At 59.3% G+C, this 862-nt stretch carries 2 protein-coding genes; one reads left to right on the forward strand and one right to left on the reverse strand.

Features of this window, described 5'->3' with window-relative positions:
• A partial coding sequence (gene merR / locus ACNPNW_RS05340) for a mercury resistance transcriptional regulator MerR (RefSeq protein WP_448766652.1) occupies window positions 1–426 on the reverse strand: 426 nt, incomplete at its 3' end.
• A gap of 71 nt (window positions 427–497) precedes the next feature.
• Here merR and merT point away from each other — a divergent pair.
• Window positions 498–848, forward strand: coding sequence for a mercuric ion transporter MerT (gene merT, locus ACNPNW_RS05345; protein WP_001294659.1), 351 nt, complete (start codon window positions 498–500; stop codon window positions 846–848).
• Window positions 849–862 lie beyond the last annotated feature (14 nt).

Here is an 862-nt window from a genome sequence, read left to right on the forward strand (position 1 = left end):
CGCCGATGCAGCGAGCTTCGTTCCGTCTTGCAGTGACGCAATCAGCGGGCAGGAAACGTTCCCTTTCCGCGCATGGCAGGCGCACACCAGTTCAGACAGCACGGCCTCCATGCGTGCCAAGTCGGCCATCTTCTCGCGCACATCCTTGAGCTTGTGCTCGGCCAGGCCGCTGGCTTCCTCGCAATGGGTGCCATCCTCCAGCCGCAGTAGCTCGGCGATTTCGTCCAGGCTAAAGCCCAGCCGCTGGGCCGATTTCACGAACCGCACTCGTGTTACATCCGCCTCGCCATAGCGGCGAATGCTGCCATAGGGCTTGTCTGGCTCCGGCAGCAGGCCCTTGCGCTGGTAGAACCGGATGGTCTCCACATTGACCCCGGCCGCCTTGGCAAAAACGCCAATGGTCAGATTCTCAAAATTAATTTGCATATCGCTTGACTCCGTACATAACTACGGAAGTAAGCTTAAGCTATCCAAACCAAATTTGAAAGGACAAGCGTATGTCTGAACCACAAAACGGGCGCGGCGCGCTCTTCGCCGGTGGGCTGGCCGCCATTCTTGCGTCGGCCTGCTGCCTGGGGCCGCTGGTTTTGATCGCCTTGGGGTTCAGCGGGGCATGGATCGGCAACCTGACGGTATTGGAGCCGTATCGGCCGATCTTCATCGGCGCGGCGCTGGTTGCACTGTTCTTTGCCTGGCGGCGCATCGTCCGACCGACCGCAGCCTGCAAGCCGGGCGAGGTGTGCGCGATTCCGCAAGTGCGCACCACCTACAAGCTCATTTTCTGGTTCGTCGCCGTGTTGGTCTTGGTCGCGCTTGGTTTTCCCTACGTCATGCCATTTTTCTACTAATCAGGAGTTCATCA

The sequence above is a fragment of the Acinetobacter endophylla genome (genome assembly GCF_053543775.1).